This window comes from Ectothiorhodospira haloalkaliphila ATCC 51935 (assembly GCF_000633935.1).
GTDB lineage: Bacteria > Pseudomonadota > Gammaproteobacteria > Ectothiorhodospirales > Ectothiorhodospiraceae > Ectothiorhodospira > Ectothiorhodospira haloalkaliphila.
On record NZ_KK214998.1, the window covers coordinates 1680644 to 1701612 of the forward strand.

A 20969-nucleotide genomic window follows, 5' to 3' on the forward strand; every position below is an offset into this window, starting at 1 on the left:
CCCCATTTATCTTTCTTCACGTTACGCAAATCTCCCCGCGCACCGGGCACCACATTTTGGACACTGCCCATCAGCCCCGACATCTTGCCGGATCACCCGGTAGCCATCCCGCACCACAAGGGCCGCCCCACAGCCACGACACCACGTGGTACTGCCCTCCACATCATGCACATTGCCGATATACGCATGCCGCACTCCATTGTCCCGGGCAATGCGTCGCGCCCGTTGCAGGGTGGCCAGGGGCGTGCGGGGCAGGTCGGTCATGCGCCAGTCCGGGTGAAAGGCACTGAAATGCATGGGCACATCCGGTCCCAGCTCATCCACCACCCAGCGCGTCATCGCCTGTAACTGTTGATCATCATCGTTCCGACCGGGAATGAGCAGGGTGGTCAGCTCCAGCCAGATGTCGGTCTCGTGGCGCAGGTAGCGAAGGGTATCCAGCACCGGCTCCAGGTGGCCGCCACAGAGCTCCCAGTAAAAGGCCTCGTCGAAGGCCTTGAGATCCACATTCACCGCATCCATCGGCGCGAAGAACTCCTCTCGCGCCCCGGGGCTGATATAGCCCGCCGTCACCGCCACGCTGCGCACCCCCGCCTGATGGCAGGCTCGGGCCGTGTCGGTGGCGTATTCCATGAAGATCACCGGATCGTTGTAGGTGAAGGCCACACTGGCACAACCCTGATCACGGGCGGCCATGGCCAGTTCCTCAGGTGTGGCCCGGGCCTGCATGATGTCCATCTCCCGCGATTTGCTCATGTCCCAGTTCTGGCAGAACTTGCAGGCCAGGTTGCAGCCGGCGGTGCCGAAGGAGAGGGTGCGGCTGCCGGGCAGGAAGTGATAAAGGGGCTTTTTCTCGATGGGATCGGCCCGAAAACCGATGGCCCGACCATGGGTGGTGAGCACGATCCGGCCACGGCTGCGCCCGCGCACGAAGCACAGGCCGCGTTGGCCTTCATGGAGCTTACAGGCCCGGGGGCACACATCGCACTGCACGCGACCGTCGTCCAATGCATGCCAGTGGCGCGTGGGGAAGGCGGAGGTATCGGGCGTGATCTGCATGTGACCTTTGATGCACAAAAAGATAAAAGACAAAGTGAATGTGATATCTCATCCATCACTTTGTGGATGCGTTTTAGAACTTCACCCCGTGCCCAATGAGATCCTATTGCCAGGATCAAGTTCCCGCCCCGAAAGTTGATGAAAGGCACTATACTCATGCCCTATAGGATTTCCGGTTCGCCTGCACCCTTGTGCAGAAGTGCTTGTACATGAATGCAAGGGAATCCTTGCTGTCAATCGCTTGTCACACAATCGTGATATGAGTTTCATGTGACATGCCGAACACAATGCGATATCCCCCTTTGCCGCTGTAGGTGCGTGCCGACAGCGGCGGTGCCTTTCAAAGGCATGGCTTCATCGGTTTTGCCGTCATCGGCCAAACACACATCAGAGATACAGCAGTATCCGGCGGTGAAGTCTCCAGGGCGGATATCCAGCCACACAATCTGGAGGAGCCGCCGTGGACACCATACGCCGCCCCGCTGTCGCGGGTCAGTTCTACCCAGCCGAGGCCGAGGCCCTGAGGGCATCGGTGCAGTCCTATCTCAATGGTGCCGAGGAGGAGGCCGCCTCAGGCACGTCCCCACCCAAGGCCCTGATCGCCCCCCATGCGGGGTACATCTATTCCGGTGGCGTGGCCGGTCGTGCCTATGCCGCGCTCACCCCCGAGCGGGCTGCCCGCATCAAGCGCGTGGTGTTGCTGGGTCCGGCCCATCGGGTGGGCTTCTACGGCATCGCCGCCCCCAGTGTGGATGCCTTCCAGACCGCCCTGGGCACCGTGCCCGTGGATCAGGACAGCATCGAGCGGGCGGTGAAGTCCCCCACCGTATTCCGTTTCGATGAGCCACACCGCAATGAACACAGCCTGGAGGTGCAACTGCCCTTCCTGCAGATGCTGCTGGACGATTTCACCCTGGTGCCACTCGTGGTGGGCAGTGCCACGGGCGAGGAAGTGGCCAGCGCCCTGGAAGACGTATGGGGCGATGAAGACACCCTGGTGGTGATCAGTTCCGATCTCAGCCATTACCTGGATTACGACACGGCCCGTCAGGTGGACAGCCGGACGTCGGAAGCCATCAGCCAGTTGAAGGCTGAAGAGGTCAAGCCCGGTCATGCCTGCGGTTACGTGCCGGTGCAGGGCCTGCTGATCAATGCCCGCAAGCACGGCCTCAAGGGCGAAACGCTGGTCCTGCGCAACTCTGGCGACACCGCCGGCCCCCGGGAGCAGGTGGTGGGTTATGGAGCCTATGCGTTCAGCTGAGCTGGACCCTGCCGAGCATCAGTTGCTGTTCCAGGTGGCCCGTCGCGCCGTCAGTGGCGCCCAGCCAGCGATCCCCGCCCAGCGGGCATCGCTTTCAAAGCGCCTGCTGACGCCCGCGGCCACCTTCGTGACCCTGCATCACCGATCCGCCCTGCGCGGGTGCATTGGCACCCTGGAGCCCCACCGCCCCCTCGTGGACGATGTGGCCCACAATGCCTGGTCGGCCGCCTTCCGCGATCCCCGTTTTCCACCCCTGCCACAAGCTCAGGCGCCGGAAGTGGCGTTGTCCATCTCCATTCTGGGCCCCAGCGAACCCCTGGACGTGGAGAACGAGGACATCCTGCTGCAGAGCCTGCGCCCCGGCATGGACGGCGTGATCCTTGAGGACGGCCCCCATCGCTCCACCTTCCTGCCCGCCGTGTGGGAGCAACTGCCGCAACCGGCCGAGTTCATGGCCGCCCTGCGCCGCAAGGCCGGCCTGCCCGCAAACCACTGGTCCGACACCCTGAACCTGTGGCGCTATACCGTGGCAGTGCTTGAGGAGCCATAACTGATGGGCCCCCTGAACGGCGAGCGCGCCCCCTTGGCGCGCCGCCCCTTTTGGGCTATTCTCCGCCCTCCCATCGGACCGCTCCCAAACCGGTCCCTGGGTTATGCTAGAATCCCCGCAAAGCGCCCGTAGCTCAGCTGGATAGAGTACTGCCCTCCGAAGGCAACACTCAGGGGCCAAATGGGCACAACAGCTAGCATTCAATTTCGAGTACCATACGCATCACGCGCCCGTAGCTCAGCTGGATAGAGTACTGCCCTCCGAAGGCAGGGGTCGCAGGTTCGAATCCTGCCGGGCGCGCCATAAAATAGATAACAAAAACAGCCGCTTGCAGGTTATCCTGGGCGGCTTTTTTTGGCCCTGAATTGGGTGATTGAGGCGCCGTGTTACCGATATGTTACTGTAATCAGGGCGGAAGAAGCTGGCAATGACTGATCCTCATGGGCACCCCTCCCTCCTTTTTCCAAAATTCCCCCTTTTTGGGCGTGTGCCCAGAATGTGCCCTCGCCCAAGCAGCCAGCATTGCAAACCCCGGTTGAAATGAGCATTGGCTGCGTCCAGGCACACCTGGAGACTCTATCGGCTCCGCCACCCCAACACTCTGCGCGTCCTTCAGTTCCCCGAATTGATGAGATAGGCTAACGAGCCAAAACGGTCGCCCGGCGCGACCACCTCCACCGCAAAGGGACCCGCAGCCCATGATCCTCACCCTCAACCAGCTTGAGCGGCACCTGTTCAGGGCCGCTGATATCCTGCGCGGGCGCATGGATGCCTCCGAGTTCAAGGAGTACATCTTTGGCATGCTCTTCCTGAAGCGCTGTTCGGACGTCTTCGAGCAGCGCCGGGAGGAGGTGCGTGATCAACTCAAACAAGCGGGCGCAGGCGAGAGCGATATCCTCCGGCAGATCGAGGCCCCCGACTGGTACCGCGCCACCTTCTATGTGCCACCCCAGTCCCGCTGGTCGCACCTGCTGAACGAGGCCCACCAGGGTGTGGGCAGCGCGCTCAACAAGGCGCTGGGTGGCCTGGAGGAACACAACCCCAGCCTGGCCGGGGTGCTGGAGCACATCGACTTCACCCGCAAGGTGGGCTCCACCACCCTGCCGGACAAGAAGCTCCGGGACCTGATCGTTCACTTCAGCGAATACCGCCTGCGCAACGAGGACTTCGAGTTCCCCGACCTGCTCGGCGCCGCCTACGAGTATCTGATCCGCGACTTCGCCGATTCCGCCGGCAAGAAGGGCGGCGAGTTCTACACCCCGCGCCCAGTGGTCCGCATGATGGTGCGGCTGATGAACCCCCAGGAGGGGCACAGCGTCTACGACCCCTGCATGGGGTCCGGGGGTATGCTGATCCTCGCCAAGGAATACCTGGAAGAGCAGGGCGGCAATCCGCGCCTTCTCAACCTGTTCGGCCAGGAGGCCTCCGGCTCGGTCTGGGCCATCGCCAAGATGAACATGCTGCTGCACGGCGTGAATAGCGCCGACCTGCGCAACGATGACACCCTCACCGATCCAGCCCACGTGGAGGGCGGCGAACTCAAGCGCTTCGACCGCATCCTCACCAATCCGCCGTTCTCCATCGGCTACACCGCCAGCCCGCACTTCCCCGAGCGCTTCCACTACGGCAGCGTGCCGGAGGGGGCCAAGAAGGCCGACCTGATGTTCCTGCAGCACATGGTGGCCTGCCTCAAGTCCGATGGCCGCCTGGCCACCGTCATGCCCCACGGCGTGCTATTCCGGGGTGGTGACGAGAAGCGCATCCGTGCTGGTTTGCTGGAGGATGATCTGGTGGAGGCGGTGATCGGCCTGGCGCCCAATCTCTTTTACGGAACCGGCATCCCCGCCAGCATGCTGGTGCTGCGGGCCAAGGGGGCCAAGCCCGACGAACGCCAGGGCCAGGTGCTGTTCATCAACGCCGACCGGGAATTCTTTGAAGGCCGCGCCCAGAACCATCTGCTGCCGGAGCACATCGAGAAGATCGCCAGCACCTACGACGCCTTTGAGGACGTGCCCGGCTTCGCCCGGGTGGTGCCGGTTTCGGAGTTGCGGGACAACGACTACAACCTCAACATCCGCCGCTACGCCGACAACACCCCGCCGCCGGAACCCCAGGATGTCCGCGCCCACCTCAAGGGTGGCGTACCGGTGGCCGAGATCGACGCCAAGCGCCCGCTTTTTGATGCCCAGGGCCTCGACCCCCTGGGGCTATTCACCCCGAGGGCAGATGACCCCGACTATGTGGACTTCGCCGAGCCCCTGACCGAAAAGCGAGACCTCAAACCCGCCATCGAGGCCGATGCCGGTCTCACCGCCAAGGAAGCCCGCGTGATGGCCGCTTTCGAGGCTTGGTGGACCGAGCACGGTGGCAGCATCACCGGCCTGTCCGGCAATGGGGGCCGCCTCACCCAACTGCGGGACGAACTGCTGGGCAGTTTCTCGTCAGCCCTGGAACCCACCGCCATGCTGGACCGTTTCGCGGTGCGGGGCATCATTGCCGGCTTCTGGTTCGACAACAAGAACGAGTTCCGCACCCTGCAGGCCCGGGGCTGCCTGGGGGTGGTGGACGCCTGGCGCACCGCCATCGTGAGCCTTTTGGAAGACGAGCAGAGCAAGGCCAATCCCCTCGACCACCGTTTGGTCCACTTCCTGATGGAGGACTATGTGGCGGAACTGGAAGAACTGACCGCCCGCAAGGCGGAACTGGATGCCTGCATCAAGGCCGCCGAGGCCAGGCCCGACGGTGATGACGGCGACGAGGTGGAATCCGACAACGGCGAGGACGACGATGCCCCTACGGCGGAGCAGATCAAGGCCTGGAAGAGCGAGCGCACCCAGGTCAGGAAGCAGCACAAGGCCAAGGTGGCCAGCTTCGAGGCACACCTCAACGCCGCCGTGGACGCCCTGGACGAGCCGGCCGCCGCCGAACTGGTGGGCACCGTCCTGCACAACGACCTCAAGGGCATTCTGGAGCGCTACATCCGCCAGCAGCGCCAACAGGTGATCGCGGCGTTCGAAACCTGGTGGGACAAGTATCGGGTGACACTGGCCGATATCGAGGCGGAGCGCGATGCCGCCGCCAAGGAGTTGCAGCAGTATCTGGAGGGGCTGGGGTATGTATAAGGATCGGTTACCCGAGGAATGGGATTCTGCGCCACTTCGTGAGCTGGTTGATCCGAACCGAAGAATCACTTATGGCATAGTGCAGCCTGGTGAGTGGCAGGAGCCAGGAAAAGGTGTTCCTCTGATTCGCGGGCAAGACTATAGCTCAGGTGAGGTTGCTGTCGAAAACCTCAGATATGTGCATGAGAACATTGCATCAAAATATACCCGCTCAACAGTAAAGGCAGGAGACATCCTTTTATCTATCGTTGGATATGTTGGGTTGTGCGCTATCGTGCCTAAGTCAGCAGAAGGCGCCAACATAACGCAGACAACTGCCAGGGTGTCACCTTCAGGCAATATACACAGTGGCTACCTCGCCCACTACTTCAGGTCGCCGGATTTCAAAGAGGAAGTCAAGAAATATACAAAAGGCTCAGCGCAGCCTGGGCTCAACCTAGATGATGTTGAGAAAATGGTTGTGAGGAGGCCCCAAGCCTTGGGCGAACAAATAACCATCGCCCGTATCCTCGACACCCTCGACACCCAAATCCTGAAAACCGAGGCGCTGATCGCCAAGCTGGAGAAGGTCAAGGAGGGCCTGCTCCACGACCTGCTGACCCGCGGCATCGACGAGAACGGCCAGCTCCGCCCCAGCCCCGAGCAGGCGCCGGAGCTTTACAAGGATTCGCCGCTGGGGTTGATTCCGAGGGAGTGGGGTGTTGGCTCGTTGGGTGATCTGTCAGAAATTGTTAGCGGGGTTACACTCGGAGGTAAGTCAGGAAGTAGTTCTTGGCCACTGGTGCCTTACCTGCGGGTGGCGAACGTTCAGGATGGCTATTTCGATCTTTCCGAGGTAAAGCTAATTAGGGTGAGTTCTGTAGATATTGAAAAGTATCGACTCCTGCCAGGTGATGTTCTTATGAATGAAGGAGGCGATTTCGACAAGCTTGGTAGGGGGTCACTGTGGCAAGGCCAGATAGGTCTTTGTATCCATCAAAATCATGTGTTCCGTGTCCGCGCCAATCCAAGCATATTAAACCCTCACTTCCTAACGGCTTTCTCATCATCGGCGATGGGGAAAAGTTACTTTATTAGATCATCGAAGCAGAGCACCAACTTAGCCTCAATAAATTCAACACAGTTGAAAGATTTTCAGATCCCACTGCCAGCCAAGGCTGAACAAGAGCTCATAGTGACAGAGCTACGGATAATGGCTTCAAAAATGGAGTCCGAGAAAAGTTTACTGGATAAGTTGATCACCCAAAAAACCGGCCTAATGAACGACCTCCTCACCGGCCACGTCCGAGTCACCCCGCTGCTCGGCCAGGCCCAGACCCCCACCCCCACCCCGGCATAAACAGAAACGCCCACAACATCAGGCCCGCATCGCTCAGGGAACCCCATGGCCACTTTTGACAGCACCAAACGCTCGCTACCCGACCTACTCAGGGACATCACCACCGGCAAGATCCAGCTCCCCGATTTCCAGCGCGGTTGATCGTCAACCCCCGGATGACACTTGGCCGACGAGGGGGGTATCATGAACGGACAGATCCAAACCACAGAGACAGGGAAGGCAATTCATGAACGTATCGATCCCCGACTGGACGGCGGAAGGGGTTTTGCCGCCGGTGGATGCTGGCGATCCGACTTCCTTGAATCGCTCACCTTATCATGTGTCGCTGCTCGATCTCGTGGAGCATTTCGGTACATCAAAAGAGCGTATCAGGATACTGGACGGCTTCCTTCGCTACCGGAGTGGCCTGCATGAGGCAGGATTGATACAAGGGTTCCAGTGGCTGGATGGGAGCTATATGGAGCACGTCGAAGCGATAGAAAAACGATCGCCGAATGATATCGATGTGGTCAGTTTCATTGAGTTCCCGTCAGGGATGAGCGAGATGGAAATCAAGACCCATTATTCCGATATCATAGGGCTCACCAGAAACAGCAGGACGTTGATCAAAAGACAATTGATGGTAGACGCCTTCATGGTTCCGCTCAATAGGGCGTCCAGCGTTGATTTGGTGGCATTGAGCACCTACTGGTACGGCGTCTGGTCTCATCGAAGAGACAGAGCATGGAAGGGATTCATTCAGGTGTCTCTGATGCCGGATCATGCAGCAAGGGCGCGTCTTGACTCCCTTATGGGTCAGGAGGAAAACGTATGAATCAGCAGGAGTATATTGACCTTCAAGCCGAGTGCAATACGCTCAGGGGTATGTTGGCTGGAATCCCTGAAGACCGGGTACTTTCCAGAGCCAGCCTGGAGCTTCGGCTTGAAGAACTCGAAGAAAGATTAGCGGACTCTTCTGCCCTGGAACAAGAGCCCGTTAAGGCAGTGCTGACATTCAGCGGCCGTCCGGTGTCGGGTTCTAAGGGGGTTCTGGCTGCCTTCGCCGCTAAGGCACTGTCTGCTTTTTCGGAAGCCATTACCGCTGTCGGCGCCTCCCATCACGCTACATTGGCACCGACAGGACCCGTGCCTAATCGCGATCAGTATCAGATGATGATCACCGGTACCGCTCGCGGCTCATTCGGCTTTCAGCTTCAGGAATCGTCGGCACAACTGGAGTTTTATCAGGACAGCACTGTAGCCAAGGCGCTGGAAGCAACCCGCAGCTTGCTTGATGGAAGTATTGGCGTAGATGATGAGCAACTCGCTGAAGCAGCCGCTGATATGGATCAGCGCGCCCTGGACAAGATCCGAGGCTTTGTCAGCATCCTGAATGACCATGATGCCACCTGCTCCTTGATGCATGCAGACAAGTCATTTAGTTTCAGGAACTCGGGGCAAGTCCGGCGCAGCCTGGAGCGACTGAGCCAGGAGTATCTTTCCGAAAGCGAACAGGCTCTTTCGATCAGATTCGGTGGTGCTTTGCCTCATAAGGGAAGTTGTGAATTTCAGATCGAAGACAGCAAGGAGTGGCTGACGGCAAAGATTGGCCCAGGTGTTGAAAACCCGGACGCCATCAACGACCACCGTAATGAAATGGTCGAGGCAAAGATGCTGATCACCCAAGCCGGACGGGGCAGGCCCCGCTACAAGCTTCTGGAGTTACCTCGTTGGGCAACGGGTGATCCGAAGGTGGCTGAACCGTAAGGCAGATTCATCACACTTTGGAGCTACGGCTTAGCACTTCTGCAAGCCGATGCTTGAGCGGGTCAGGCAAGCGGTAGGGACTTGAATCGGGACTTGCCGGAGCGCAGCCTGGTTTCGATGCTGCGGCTGGCCTCGCCTGTCTCCACGGCGGTGGAGGAGGCAACGCTCTTCAGGAGGGCGTCACGGCTCACAATGCGGCGCTTCTTGGGGGAGCGGGATGTGATCATGTCAGTCTCTCCTGGCTGGTATGCTCATTTTACGCGCATACCGCGCCCCCGGCATCAAAAACCCTACAACAGCACGGAGCAGTCACGGCATGGCAGGTCCCGAATATACGGATGTCGAAAAGCCCTTCATCGACCAGCTGGTGGGGCAGGGCTGGGCGTTTCTGGCTGGCTCGGTGGACGATCCCGCCGCAACCCACCGTGACAGCTTCGCCCAGGTGGTGATGGAGCCGCTGCTACGGGAGCAGTTGCGCGCCATCAACCTGCGTGACGGCAAGCCCTGGCTCGATGATGGGCGATTGGATCAGGCCGTGGCGGCCATCACCCGGCTCCCCGCCAGCAAGGTGCTGGAGGCCAATCAGCAGGCCACCGAACTGCTGCTCAATGGCCTGCCCGTGGACGGTCTGGAAGGATGGGACGGAGGCCGTGGCCAGACGCTGCGATACATCGACTGGGATGAACCTGCCAACAACGTCTTCACCGTGGTCAACCAGTTCAAGGTGAAGTGCCCGCCCGGCCACGATGGCGCCAAGGGCCACGTGATCCCCGATCTGGTGCTGTTCGTCAACGGCATCCCGCTGGTGGTGGTGGAGTGCAAGAGCCGCAGCGCCCCGGAGGGCATGAGCCAGGCAGTGGATCAGTTGCGCCGCTACCATGATCAGCGCTGGCTGGACGGCGAGGTGGGAGAGCACGAGGGGGCACCGGCCCTGTTCGCCACCACCCAGTGCCTGGTGGCCAGCAACTTCGACGATGCCCGGGTGGGCACCGTCGGCGCCCGCTTTGCCCACTACCTGAGCTGGAAGACGGTGGCCCCCCGGCGCGAAGCCCACGTGGCCCTGGACCTGGGCGTGGCGGATCTTTCCGCCCAGCAACGCCTGATCGCCGGGATGCTGACCCGGGCCAACCTGCTGGATATCGTGCGCCATTACACCCTGTTCATGAACCTGGGCGGCCAGACCATCAAGCTGGTCTGCCGCTATCAGCAGTTCCGTGGGGTCACGCGGGCCGTGGAGCGGCTGAAACAGGGCAAGACCCGCCGACAGGATGGCGAAGCGGATCGCCGTGGCGGCATCGTCTGGCATACCCAGGGCAGCGGCAAGAGCCTGTCCATGGTGTTTCTGGTCCGCAAGCTGCGCACCGACCCCGCCCTGAGACGCTTCAAGGTGGTGGTGATCACCGACCGCAAGGACCTGCAGACCCAGCTCTCCAACACCGCCAGACTCACCGGGGAGAGCGTGGAGAAGGCGCGCAATACCAACGAGCTCAAGAAGCTGCTGGCCCGGGAGGGCCCCGGTCTGGTGTTCGGCACCATTCAGAAATACCGCGACCCGGATGCCGAAGGGGAGGGCGATGCCTATGAGATCCCCGAGGGCCGGGGGCTCAACTGGGCGCACCGGGATGTGGCCGAGCCTGACCCCCTGAGCGGCAGCCGCACCCCGAAGAAACCCACCCTGAGCGAGCCCTTCGAGGTGCTCAACACCAGCGAGGACATCCTGATCCTGGTGGACGAGGCCCACCGCACCCAGGCCGGCGACCTGCACGCCAACATGATGCGCGCCCTGCCCAACGCGGCCCGCATCGGTTTTACCGGCACGCCCATCATCATGGGCGACAAGAAACGCACCCACGACATCTTCGGCGAATACATCGACCGCTACACCATCAAGGAGTCGGAACAGGACGGCGCCACCGTGCCCATCCTCTACGAAGGGCGCACCGCCAAGGGGGCGATCAAGGATGGCGCCAGCCTGGATGGACTGTTCGAGGACCTGTTCCGGGACCACAGCCCGGAAGAACTGGAGGCGATCAAGAAGAAGTACGCCACCAAGGGGCAGATCTTCGAGGCGCCGCAACTGATCCAGGAAAAGGCCCAGGACATCCTGGGCCACTACGTGACCCATATCCTGCCCAACGGCTACAAGGCCCAGTTGGTGGCCTACAGCCGCCGCGCCGCCTTGCGCTACGTTGAGGCCCTGGAGGCCGCCCGCACCGAACTGCTGGCGGAAGCCCTGGCCCTCTCCCCCGAGGACAAGGCACTGGATGATGCCCAACTGCTCACGCGACCGCCTCGGGTGAAGGCGGCGATCCAGGCCTGGCGCTATCGCCAAGTGCTTCGCCAACTGGCGTTCGCCGTGGTGTTCAGCAGCGGCAACAACGATGACCCGGCCTGGGCGAAGTGGAGCGACCGCGCCGCCGTCGACAGCCATATAGAGCGCTTCAAGAAGCCCCTGTCGCCGCTGGACGGCACGCCGCCCACCGATGCCTCCAAGCACGATCCGCTGGCCTTCCTGATCGTCAAGAGCATGCTGCTGACAGGCTTTGATGCCCCCATCGAGGGCGTGATGTACCTGGACCGGTCCCTGCGGGAAGCGGAGCTGCTGCAGGCCATTGCCCGGGTCAACCGCACCGGTCACGGCAAGACCCACGGCATCGTGGTGGACTATTTCGGCGTGGCCAACCACCTCAAGGAGGCCCTGGCCGCCTACAGCGAGGAGGATATCGAGGGCGCCCTGCAAAGCCTCAAGGACGAGATCCCCCTGCTGCGCGACCGCCATCTGCGGGTCATCGACGTACTGCGCGGGCAGGGGGTGGATGACCTGGACGACACCGAGGAAGCCGTGCAGGCGCTGGCGGATGAGCGGGTGCGGGCCGAGTTCATGGTCAAGCTCAAGGAGTTCAATCGCGGCCTGGACGACGTGTTGCCGCGCCCGGAAGGGCTGGAGTTCGTCAACGACGCCAAGCGGCTCGCCTATATCCACGCCCTGGCGCGCAACCGTTACAAGGACACCCCGGAACTGGGTCAGGACATCGGCAACAAGGTGCGCAAGCTGATCGACGATTATGTGATCTCCCTGGGCATCGACCCACGCATCCCGCCGGTGCAACTCACCGATGCCGAGTTCGATGCCCATCTGGGCCGCCAGGTGGGAGATCGTGCCAAGGCCTCGGAGATGGAGCATGCGGTGCGCTCCCATGTGCGCAAGCACATGGACGAGGATCCGGTGAAGTACGGCCGCCTCAGCGAGCGCCTGGAGGAGTTGCTTCAGCAACTGGATGGCCAATGGGCCGAACAGGTGGAGGCCCTGGAGGATCTGATCCACCAACTCCGTGACGGGGCCGCCATCGACGGTGAGGCGATCCCCGACATGCCCGCCCATGCCGAGCCCTTCTGGCGGGAACTGGTAGCCAGCAGCGGCCAGACCCCGGAAAAACTGGACGAGGCCTATGCCCGCAAGCTGATGGAAGCCACCGAGGAACTGGTGGCCCTGATCCAGCAGGAGATCGCCATCCCCGACTTCTGGAAACCCTCCCATCTCCCGGACCAGGAAGCCCTGCGCCAGCACCTGTTCACCACGTTGATGATCAAGGGCGTGGTCTCGTTCGACCGTGCCAGCGAGGTGGCGCAGCGACTGCTGGATCTGGCCCGCAGCAATCACGACAAGCTGGTGAACGCATGACCCAGCTGGCCGTGGACGACCTCACCTTCGAGGTGCGCGAAAGCACCCGCCGCAAGACCCTGGAGATCACCGTGGACCGGGGCGGCGAACTGATCATCTCGGCGCCCTCGGGCACCGATGAGCAGCATCTGCGCGACTTCGTGATGGAAAAGCGGCTGTGGATCTACCGCAAGCTGGCGGAAAAGGCCGAGAGCCGCCGCCCGTTGCCGCAAAAGCAGTACGTCAACGGCGAGGGATTCCTCTACCTGGGCCGTAGCTACCGACTCAAGCGCGTACCCGATGATGCCCAGGACATCCCGCTCAAGCTTGTGGCAGGGCGTTTCCAGCTCCGCGAGGACGCCGTGCCCAATGCCCGGGAACACTTCATCCACTGGTACAGTGCCCGCGCCACGGACTGGCTGACCGCCAGGGTGAAGGCGCAGGCCCGGCGCATGGGCGTGGAGCCGGCGGGCGTGAAGGTCCAGGACCTGGGCTATCGCTGGGGTTCCTGCGGCAAGGGGAGCCGGGTCTACTTCCACTGGAAGACCATCCTGCTGCCCCGCCCGATCGCCGAGTACGTGGTGGTGCATGAGCTGGTTCACCTGCACGAGCCCCATCACACTCCTGCGTTCTGGCGACGTCTGGAGCGGGCCATGCCGGACTATGAGCAGCGCAAGGGCTGGCTGGCGCGGCATGGGATCGAGGTGGAGGGGATTTGAGAGTGAGGGGGCGGCTCGTTCCGCTCAAAGGTCAGTGGGGCAGGGTTAGCGGCAAAAAAATCATGCTCTCCTGGGCTAGGATTGAATTGGGATAAAAAAATGACCAAGAGGATAGATGGATGACTCGTGCTGTGTCGTTGTTGATTTTGGGGGCAGGGGTCGCAGGTTCGAATCCTGCCGGGCGCGCCATAAACTAGAGAACAAAAACAGCCGCTTGCAGGTTATCCTGGGTGGCTTTTTTTGGTCCTGAATCAGGCGGCTGAGGTGCTGTGTTACTGATATGTTACCGTGATCATGGCCTCAAAAGCATGAATTGACCGGCTTCCGTGCAGATCGCGATATCAGTGTGCGGCCGCCCTCGCGTGCGGTGGCCTGAGATATTCGATAGTGTCATGGGGCAGGGAGGGGCATGCGTGGCTTGCATTGCATTCCGGTAGAGTTCGTTCATGCTACAAGAAGACGAAAGTGCCATGGAGGTGGGTAGTGGGTGTGTTTCTCGGACTCAAGATATTTCCAGACCGAATTCACCCGGACGACTGGGGTGATTTCTACGACGATTCGCTCCGATTACTCGTCTCCTTCTCCGAGCCCCTTATCAGCCCTAACCGGAGAATCATCCAGGGGTTCGAGTGCGTCAGCTACTCTCATGACATTGAGAGAGATCTGGACGATCCGATGTCACGCCATTGGCATGTCTCGGGTTCGATGCGGGACATCAGCGTCATGGAGGCGGCCAAGGACCAGCAATACCTGGCCACAGCTCAATCGTTCCGGATGTTCCGAGCGTTGCAGAGGTACAGGAGTCCGGGGGAAGGTTCCAAAGCCGCTGGGATCGTCGACGCGGTGGATGATGAGGCGGGTGAGGCGGAATCCTGCCTGGTCTTTTTTGCCAAGACCCGGGGCCTTGCCTTCCATATTCCCTTGCTCGCAGTTGCCATGCTCGCTGAGCACCGCTTCCCTGACTGCGCCATCACATTTGGCGATATTGATGCGTCGCAGGCTGATCAATCACAGAGCATTGTATTCAGGCACTTGGGCGAAAAGATCCCTCATCCCTTGCTCACCGATTCCTCGCGCCTTCTGGAGAAGGTTCTGGGCCGACAGGGGGACATCAATGGATTGGAGCAATTCATTCGCGTGTACAGTCCACCCCGGGAAGCAGCATCGCAACTGTTGAAGGCTCTTGTGGACCACAATCAATGGGGGCTGGCCCGGGAATGGTTCCTTAAGCACTTCAGGGTGTTATCCCCGGGTTCCATCGGTGCCGGTAAGTCCTGTCTCAGCTGGATTCACGCCACGTCAGATCTGCAGGAGCTGTTTGTGATGGCCTGTAAGTCTACCGCGGGGCCCCAATTCAAGCCCGAAGACGTCCTGAAATCCCTCGCTGAGGCGGGGATAGGCAGCACCGACGAGGAGATGCGCTGGGTGGTGGAAGCGAACCAGCGCCTGGAGAACGCGGACTCGCTCAGTGCCCTCATGGTCAGAAGGGTTATGAGTCAGTCATCCTTCGCTACTGAGCGGCCTCCGGGTGTTGAAGCCGGGACCCTGAAAGACGCCCTCGTGACCGTTTTTGGTACCGCTGAAGGCGAGCGCCTGATGGTTCGGTTTGAAGAACACAAGAGAGCTTTCCTGGATGCGCTGACTGCCCTCAAAGGGTCCATCGACTCCATCATGGACGAGGCTGATGGCTCCCTTGCAGAAGAGCTCTCCTATGAAGAGGAATTTAAGCGCGACGAGGACATCCTTGGCATTTTTGCTCAAAGCCTGCATCCAGCCTGGTGTTCGGTCAAAGAGTCGACCGATGAGCAAGCCCGTTCCAGCGGTGGGTCTGTGGTCTCGGTCACCCGCCGCTTGTTGTTCAGGGAGTGTGCCTCCCGGCACTTGCCGCTGACGGAGACCGCCTGGGACTGGATCGAAAATGAGCAGGACCGGGACGTGCTGACGCTGCTCCTGACGCTGGTACTCGTCAAGAACCCCGAAATCCACTTCTGCGCAGTCAGAGACTGCGTCATGAACAACAGACACCGCTGCCAGATCCTGGTCAGTGCCCTCAAGGCGCTATCCTCAAGCGACAGCTGAATCCATTCATGGCATCAGGGACGTGAACGACACCACCCATTACTACAACCAGCACGCCGGCCAGTTCATCGCCGACACCCTGCACGTGGACATGGAGCCCCTGTACCAGCGCTTTCTGCGCCACTTGCCGGCCGGCGCACGGGTGCTGGATGCCGGTTGCGGTGCCGGGCGCGACGCCCTGGCCTTCCAGCAGCGGGGCTATCAGGTCAGTGCCTTTGATGCCAGCCAGGCGCTGGCGGATCATGCCTCACGACTGCTTGGCCAGACGGTGCCCGTGCAGCGGTTCGATGAGGTGGACGAGGTCGAACGGTATGACGGCATCTGGGCCTGCGCCAGCCTGCTGCATGTGCCCACCGCCGAGATGCCCAGTAACTTCCAGGCACTGTGGCAGGCCCTGAAGCCCGGTGGCGTCCTCTACTGCAGCTTCAAGCGGGGTAAGGGTGAACGTGATCGTAACGGCCGACACTTCACCGATGCCAATGAAGACCAGATCCGCGTCTGGACTCGGGAACTCCCCGGACTGGCCGGGCTGGAATGCTGGCTCACCGAGGATCAACGCCCGGATCGGGAGGAACAGTGGCTGAACTGTCTGCTGCACAAGGGCACCCGTCAACTCATTACCGGCGGTGACGACAACCCCTTCCTGCCCCATCTGTGCAGCAGCATTCACCGGGCCGATGCCATCGACATGGCAGTGGCCTTCATCAAGCACACCGGCCTGCGCCTGTTGCTGCCTGATCTACAGGCGGCGCTGGACCGCGAGGCGGCCGGCCGCCGTCCTGCGCGTATCCGCATCCTCACCAGCGATTACCTGGACATCACCGATCCCCAGGCGCTACGGGCCCTCATGCTGCTTCAGGAGCAGGGGGCGCAGGTGCGGGTTTACCAGAGCCAGGGCGGCAGTTTTCACCTGAAGGCCTATCTGTTTGCCGGCTCGCAGGATAGCGATGCCCAATGGGGATGCGCCTTCATCGGCTCCAGCAACATCAGCAGTCAGGCACTGCAGCAGGGGCTGGAATGGAACTACCGGATCAACTATCCGGGGGACAAGGGCTTTCTGGAAACCCGGGCGCGTTTTCAGGCCCTGTTCAGTGATCCGACCACCGTGCCGCTGTCGGACGAGTGGATCGACGCCTACGACGCTCGCCGCATCCCGCCGGAGCGTTCATGGGAGCCGGGCAGCACCGAGTCGGAGCCGCCGCCTGTGCCCACGCACATTCAGTCGCAGGCCCTGGAGGCACTGGAGCAGACACGCCTGGACGGCTACCGGCGTGGTTTGGTGGTCATGGCCACCGGCCTGGGCAAGACCTGGCTCGCCGCCTTCGACACGCAGCAGACGGGCGCCCGCCGGATCCTGTTCGTGGCCCATCGGGAAGAGATCCTCAACCAGGCCGCCGCCACCTTTGCCCGCATCCGCCCCAGCGCCCGGATCGGCTTCTATCACGGCCGCCAGCGGGACGCCCGGGTGGATATCCTCTGCGCCTCCATCCAGACCCTGGGCCGGGTCGATCACCTGGAGCGCTTTGAGCCGGGGCATTTCGATTACATCGTCGTGGATGAATTCCACCACGCCGCCGCGCCCACCTATCACCGCCTGCTGAACCACTTTGCGCCCGCCTTCCTGCTGGGCCTCACCGCCACCCCCGACCGCACCGACAACGCCAGCATCCTCTCCTTGTGCGATGACAATCTGGTGTTCGAGAGTGATCTGTTCACCGGGGTGAACGAGGATCTGCTGGTGCCGTTCCACTACTACGGCGTTTTCGACGAGGATGTGGACTACCAGAGCATCCCCTGGCGCAACGGCCGGTTCGACCCGGACCTGCTGGGCAACCGGCTGGCGACCCTGGCTCGTGCCCGTCATGCCCTGAGCACCTGGCGGGAACGGGCGCAGCGGCGCACCCTGGCCTTTTGCATCTCCATCCGCCACGCCGATTACATGGCCGATCAATTTGTTCGGCAGGGTGTGAGGGCGGCGGCGGTCTATGCCGATTCCAGGCTGTCCCGGGGGGAGGCGCTGGAACAATTGGCCAACGGCCAGTTGCAGGTGCTGTTCTGCGTGGATCTGTTCAACGAGGGGGTGGACCTGCCGGCCATCGACACCGTGATGATGCTGCGCCCCACCGAATCCCGCATCCTGTTCCTGCAGCAGCTGGGTCGGGGCCTGCGCAAGGCCGAGGCGAAGGAGCGACTGGTGGTGCTGGATTTCGTGGCCAATCACCAGAGCTTTCTGCACAAGCCCATGGCGCTGATGAACCGGACCATGACCCATCAGGATCTGGCCCGGTTTGCCCGCGATCTGGAAAACGAGAACCTGGATCTGCCCACGGGCTGTTACATCACCTACGATCTGCGGTTCATCGATTTTCTCAAATCCCTGGGCGGCAGTGATCTTCAGGATCAGTACCTCACCCTGAGCGACACCCTCGGCCGTCGGCCGACCCTGACCGAGTTCTACCGCGCTGGTGCCAGCCTGCAGGCCGTGCGTCGCCAGTATGGTCACTGGTTCGGGCTGATCGTTGCCCTGGAGCCCGACCTTCAGACCGAGGAGCGGACGGTGATCGAGCAGCAGGCGGATCTGCTCCGGGAACTGGAGACCACCGCCATGACCAAGAGCTTCAAGATGGTCCTGCTTGAGGCCTTTCAGGAGCTGGATGGCTGGCGGGAGGCGCCCACCCTGACGGATCTTGCTGCCCGATCATGGCAGGTGTTGCAGCGTCGACGCCCGCTGTTGGCCGACCTGCCGGACGCCTATCAGGGTCTCACCGAACCACCGGATGACTGGCTGGGCTATTGGCGGAAGAATCCGGTGTCGGCCTGGGCCGGTGGGTCTTTTTTCACCCTTGAGGGAGATCGTTTCATCGGCGTCACGGCGGTGGCTCCAGACCACATTGCCACCCTGACAGAGCTGGTACAGGAGCTGGTGGATTACCGGTTGGCCACCTATGAGGTCAGGCAGGGTCTGGGTGGCGCCACGGTCACGGCCTTGTCCAGCCGCAGGCCGGAGCAGGTCTCGCTGCCGTATTTCCCCAACCTCAAGATCGCCTGCGGCCACTTCAAGACGGGCACCGCCGATTGTGAGGAATACCGCAGTCTGCCGCTGGAGGGGTATGGTCGTCTGGATCCCGGTCGGCACTTCATCGCCCGCGCCTCCGGCAACTCCATGAACGGCGGCAAGCAGCCGGTGCAGGATGGCGACTATCTGCTGCTGGAACTGGCCAGTGCCGAAAGTGCGGGCCGGATCACCGGCGACATCCTGGCCATCGAGCGCCAGGACGGGGCGGGCGACAACCAGTACCTGCTGCGCAAGGTGCTCAAGGACCCCAGTGGGCAGTACCGGCTCCGGGCCAGTAATCCGGATTATGAGGACATCGTGGTCACCCCGGAGTTGCAGGAGCAGTTCCGTACCTTTGCCCGCTTCAAGGGCGTGCTGGATCCGTTATGGATGGTGGTGGGGGAGCGGTTTGTCCGGGAAGAGATACCCGGCCTTTTCAACGCAACGTTCAATCCGGGCAGCTGGAACAGTGGTCATGTGGTGCTCGGGGACCAAAAGGTCCATGTGCTGCTGGTGACGCTGAACAAGCAGGGCAAAGCGGCCGATCATCGCTATCTGGACCATTGGGTGGATGACAGCCGGTTCCACTGGCAAACCCAGAATCAGACAACGCCCCAGAGCAAGCGGGGCCGCGAGATCATCCATCATGAAGAGATGGGCATCGGTATCCATCTCTTCATCCGGGAAAACAAGCTGGAGCAGGGGAAGGCCGCGCCGTTCACCTATTACGGGCCGGTGCGGTATCTCAAGCACCAGGGCAGTGGGCCGATGAGTGTGGATTTTGAAGTGATCCAGCACCCCGGAGGACGTTGAATCATGGGCCCGAGGTCAATATCCCGTTGCCCTCAGTTCAATGATGTCGGTGATCTTTTCGCCATCCCATCGATATTGCAGGTGCCTGCCCTGCCAGGTTGGCCCAAGGGCGGGTGGCCTCAGGACACCCGCACACAGACCGCCCTCGGCATCCCTTACACTGGGATAGATGAATCCGTAACGACCTGCCTGTCGGGCCTGAAGTCCCAGATGCTGCGAAGGCCGCCAATCGTGGGGGTCGAGGTAGGGCGTGCCAGTGGGGGCGCAGAGGTCGAGCAGCGGCGCCCGCAACTCTGCCAGATAAACCCGCATTTCCAGGTTGATCGAGGGTTCCGATGATTCACGGAGGAAACGCTCGCGGTGATGACGGGTTTCGGCCACTGCGGTGTGCTCGTCTCGGGCGCAGTAATACACGCCGTAGCCCCCATCGGAAAAACGACTCTGGGCCGGGTAGGTAAAGGCGGCCATGACCGGCGTGTATCCGGGCCCGAATCGGCGATCCTGTTCGGGTACCAGATGGATCTCGCCGGCCGCCTCGCGCAGGCGATTCGAGGTCAGGCCCTCGAGCTCATGGAGGGCCGCCAGATCGCCGGCTTGTCCGGCAACACCCTCGAAGAGGTCTATGGGTGGGAAACGGGAAGGTACGATCCGGTAGCTCTTGGGCCAATGCACCTCCACCTCTGAAAACTGGGCGAGAAGATCAGCCTCGGGCGGCATCCAGATGCTCCCGCACAGCCACCAGGTCGGCGACGTGCCCCCCAAGCATGCGTTCAAGGGGTGGATGTCCGCCAAAGCGAGGATTGGTGTTCGGTCGTCTCACCCAGCCATGGGCGGACTCGGGCCTTGGCAGCAGGATATGGAGTGCCTTGTAGATGCCGAGAATCAGGGAGAGACGCTCCAGCAGATTCACATCCGCCTGTACCCGTTCCGGGTCACGCTTCCAGCGTCGATAGGTTGGGCCGGAGACCCCCAGCAGTCGAGCTGCCTCCTGCTCCTTGAGACCCCATGCCCGGGCAATGTTTGGATAAGCCCGCAACCCGGCGGCAGCCAGTGTCTGGCGTTGCTCCATCGTCATTGTTTGCATGGGGCACCTCTCGTGCAATGGCCTGTTTCGTCATGGATCATTTGATTGGTCTTTCGATTATAGCGCTCAAGTGATTCATCTTCCTCCCTGCTTCGCCGGTCGCACCCGCAGGTTTGGCGTGGCCGCCGCTGCATTGCCCATCTCGACATGGATGCGTTCTACGCGTCCGTGGAATTGCTGCGCTACCCGCAACTGCAGGGTCAGCCCCTCGTGGTCGGCGGGCGGCGCGTGTTGTTTCCCAGATTATTCCACGCCCCTTTTCCCACACAGATCCTGGCTACAGGCCGAGTGTTTTCCCGGATTATGCCCTCGGGTGGAAGATTCCTGGAAGGTGAACGGATGCGGGAAGCTGGGGGCGCGAGCCTTGGGTGACTCGCGCCCGGGGGCAAGGACTCAGAAGGGATCCTGCTCGTCGTCGAACAGGGAGGTCTGGCGGGTGTCGATGGAGGGCGCTCGCTCGGCGGCCAGGGCTTCCTGCAGG

General features: G+C 61.6%; 14 protein-coding genes, 1 tRNA gene and 1 pseudogene. 12 read left to right on the plus strand and 4 right to left on the minus strand.

The genetic code is table 11. The features are described 5' to 3' along the window. Nucleotides 1–21: 21 nt before the first annotated feature. Entirely contained in the window at nt 22–1059 is a 1038-nt protein-coding gene (gene amrS, locus ECTHA_RS18645) for an AmmeMemoRadiSam system radical SAM enzyme (RefSeq protein WP_025280488.1), read from the minus strand. A gap of 460 nt (nt 1060–1519) precedes the next feature. On the opposite strand from amrS, the gene amrB reads away from it, so the two are divergent. From amrB to ECTHA_RS0115665, 7 genes are all read left to right on the plus strand, one after another. Further along, nucleotides 1520–2320 (plus strand): AmmeMemoRadiSam system protein B, encoded by an 801-nt coding sequence (amrB, locus tag ECTHA_RS0115630; RefSeq protein ID WP_025280489.1) that lies wholly within the window; start codon nt 1520–1522, stop codon nt 2318–2320. Then, nucleotides 2307–2870, plus strand: coding sequence for an AmmeMemoRadiSam system protein A (amrA, locus tag ECTHA_RS0115635; protein ID WP_025280490.1), 564 nt, complete (start codon nt 2307–2309; stop codon nt 2868–2870). Before amrB ends, amrA begins: the two co-directional genes overlap by 14 nt. 226 nt (nt 2871–3096) lie before the next feature. Continuing rightward, nucleotides 3097–3173 (plus strand) — tRNA-Arg (locus ECTHA_RS0115640). Nucleotides 3174–3568: 395 nt separating this feature from the next. Then, nucleotides 3569–5992 carry a type I restriction-modification system subunit M gene (locus tag ECTHA_RS0115645; protein WP_025280491.1) on the plus strand — a complete coding sequence of 808 codons (2424 nt, stop codon included), beginning with the start codon at nt 3569–3571 and terminating at the stop codon, nt 5990–5992. Continuing rightward, nucleotides 5985–7331: a restriction endonuclease subunit S gene (locus ECTHA_RS19665; RefSeq protein ID WP_084307067.1), complete on the plus strand. Its 1347-nt coding sequence runs from the start codon at nt 5985–5987 to the stop codon at nt 7329–7331. The genes ECTHA_RS0115645 and ECTHA_RS19665 overlap by 8 nt, the downstream gene beginning before the upstream one ends. Nucleotides 7332–7557: 226 nt before the next feature. Beyond that, on the plus strand, nt 7558–8145 hold the full coding sequence (locus ECTHA_RS18655) for a DUF6932 family protein (RefSeq protein ID WP_025280493.1): 588 nt from the start codon (nt 7558–7560) through the stop codon (nt 8143–8145). Then, nucleotides 8142–9077, plus strand: a complete 936-nt coding sequence (locus ECTHA_RS0115665; protein WP_025280494.1) for a hypothetical protein — start codon at nt 8142–8144, stop codon at nt 9075–9077. The genes ECTHA_RS18655 and ECTHA_RS0115665 overlap by 4 nt, the downstream gene beginning before the upstream one ends. A 62-nt stretch (nt 9078–9139) precedes the next feature. On the opposite strand, the gene ECTHA_RS20090 is transcribed toward ECTHA_RS0115665, so the two are convergent. Then, nucleotides 9140–9304: a hypothetical protein gene (locus ECTHA_RS20090; RefSeq protein ID WP_169738292.1), complete on the minus strand. Its 165-nt coding sequence runs from the start codon at nt 9302–9304 to the stop codon at nt 9140–9142. Between the two features lie 89 nt (nt 9305–9393). On the opposite strand from ECTHA_RS20090, the gene ECTHA_RS0115675 reads away from it, so the two are divergent. From ECTHA_RS0115675 to ECTHA_RS0115690, 4 genes are all read left to right on the plus strand, one after another. Next, on the plus strand, nt 9394–12759 hold the full coding sequence (locus tag ECTHA_RS0115675; protein WP_025280495.1) for a type I restriction endonuclease subunit R: 3366 nt from the start codon (nt 9394–9396) through the stop codon (nt 12757–12759). After that, nucleotides 12756–13457 (plus strand): M48 family metallopeptidase, encoded by a 702-nt coding sequence (locus ECTHA_RS0115680; protein WP_025280496.1) that lies wholly within the window; start codon nt 12756–12758, stop codon nt 13455–13457. Before ECTHA_RS0115675 ends, ECTHA_RS0115680 begins: the two co-directional genes overlap by 4 nt. 483 nt (nt 13458–13940) lie before the next feature. Continuing rightward, entirely contained in the window at nt 13941–15536 is a 1596-nt protein-coding gene (locus tag ECTHA_RS0115685; RefSeq protein WP_025280497.1) for a hypothetical protein, read from the plus strand. A 22-nt stretch (nt 15537–15558) separates the two neighbouring features. Further along, nucleotides 15559–19404, plus strand: coding sequence for a DUF3427 domain-containing protein (locus tag ECTHA_RS0115690; protein ID WP_025280498.1), 3846 nt, complete (start codon nt 15559–15561; stop codon nt 19402–19404). A gap of 15 nt (nt 19405–19419) precedes the next feature. Here the strand turns inward: ECTHA_RS0115690 and ECTHA_RS0115695 are convergent, their stop codons facing one another. Together ECTHA_RS0115695 and ECTHA_RS0115700 are read right to left on the minus strand one after the other, a co-directional pair. Further along, nucleotides 19420–20121 (minus strand): RES family NAD+ phosphorylase, encoded by a 702-nt coding sequence (locus ECTHA_RS0115695; protein ID WP_051582669.1) that lies wholly within the window; start codon nt 20119–20121, stop codon nt 19420–19422. Next, nucleotides 20105–20488 carry an MbcA/ParS/Xre antitoxin family protein gene (locus ECTHA_RS0115700; protein WP_203225286.1) on the minus strand — a complete coding sequence of 128 codons (384 nt, stop codon included), beginning with the start codon at nt 20486–20488 and terminating at the stop codon, nt 20105–20107. The genes ECTHA_RS0115695 and ECTHA_RS0115700 overlap by 17 nt, the downstream gene beginning before the upstream one ends. A 147-nt stretch (nt 20489–20635) precedes the next feature. Between ECTHA_RS0115700 and ECTHA_RS20730 the strand changes: the two are divergent. Further along, nucleotides 20636–20728, plus strand: a pseudogene (locus ECTHA_RS20730) (Y-family DNA polymerase); the annotation flags it as partial. Nucleotides 20729–20969 lie beyond the last annotated feature (241 nt).

What these genes read in the sequence shown, in the direction of transcription:
- amrS (WP_025280488.1), bottom strand. Translation starts at nt 1,059, where the DNA reads ATGCAGATCACGCCCGATACCTCCGCCTTCCCCACGCGCCACTGGCAT.
- amrA (WP_025280490.1), top strand. Translation starts at nt 2,307, where the DNA reads ATGCGTTCAGCTGAGCTGGACCCTGCCGAGCATCAGTTGCTGTTCCAG.
- ECTHA_RS0115645 (WP_025280491.1), top strand. Translation starts at nt 3,569, where the DNA reads ATGATCCTCACCCTCAACCAGCTTGAGCGGCACCTGTTCAGGGCCGCT.
- ECTHA_RS19665 (WP_084307067.1), top strand. Translation starts at nt 5,985, where the DNA reads ATGTATAAGGATCGGTTACCCGAGGAATGGGATTCTGCGCCACTTCGT.
- ECTHA_RS18655 (WP_025280493.1), top strand. Translation starts at nt 7,558, where the DNA reads ATGAACGTATCGATCCCCGACTGGACGGCGGAAGGGGTTTTGCCGCCG.
- ECTHA_RS0115665 (WP_025280494.1), top strand. Translation starts at nt 8,142, where the DNA reads ATGAATCAGCAGGAGTATATTGACCTTCAAGCCGAGTGCAATACGCTC.
- ECTHA_RS20090 (WP_169738292.1), bottom strand. Translation starts at nt 9,304, where the DNA reads ATGATCACATCCCGCTCCCCCAAGAAGCGCCGCATTGTGAGCCGTGAC.
- ECTHA_RS0115675 (WP_025280495.1), top strand. Translation starts at nt 9,394, where the DNA reads ATGGCAGGTCCCGAATATACGGATGTCGAAAAGCCCTTCATCGACCAG.
- ECTHA_RS0115680 (WP_025280496.1), top strand. Translation starts at nt 12,756, where the DNA reads ATGACCCAGCTGGCCGTGGACGACCTCACCTTCGAGGTGCGCGAAAGC.
- ECTHA_RS0115695 (WP_051582669.1), bottom strand. Translation starts at nt 20,121, where the DNA reads ATGCCGCCCGAGGCTGATCTTCTCGCCCAGTTTTCAGAGGTGGAGGTG.
- ECTHA_RS0115700 (WP_203225286.1), bottom strand. Translation starts at nt 20,488, where the DNA reads ATGCAAACAATGACGATGGAGCAACGCCAGACACTGGCTGCCGCCGGG.